General features: G+C 32.3%; 1 protein-coding gene. It reads right to left on the reverse strand.

Translation table 11 applies throughout. The features are described 5' to 3' along the window. Positions 1-329: transposase (locus tag ACFHWD_RS20695; protein WP_378062953.1), on the reverse strand; the 329-nt coding region annotated here is incomplete at its 3' end. Positions 330-378: the final 49 nt, after the last annotated feature.

The raw sequence follows: 378 nt of genomic DNA on the forward strand, positions 1-378 counted from the left end.
CCTTCTTCATCGGGGGTTCTGGTTGTAATTATTTTAATTAGTTCTAATTCCTGGGCATTGGTTAGATGACGGGGAGCTCCCGGGCTTTTGCCAATAACCAGACCACTTAATCCAGACGATTTATATTTTTTAACATATACACCTACAGTTTGAAAAGATATATTGTTCATATAGGCAATCTCGTTAAGCTTGTATCCCTGGAGATAGTTAAGTATAACAATATATCTTATATGCATTCTCTTATTTGAGTTATTTTTCAGTGCCTGATTGACTTCTTCAAAATCTGATTTTTCAGCATAATAATTTATTCTATCATGTACTTTTTTCATTCCTGTTCACAATCCTATAGTCAGAATTATTATATTTTTATAATTCCAC

Source organism: Clostridium sp. MT-14 (assembly GCF_042436595.1).
Taxonomy (GTDB): domain Bacteria; phylum Bacillota; class Clostridia; order Clostridiales; family Clostridiaceae; genus Clostridium_B; species Clostridium_B aromativorans.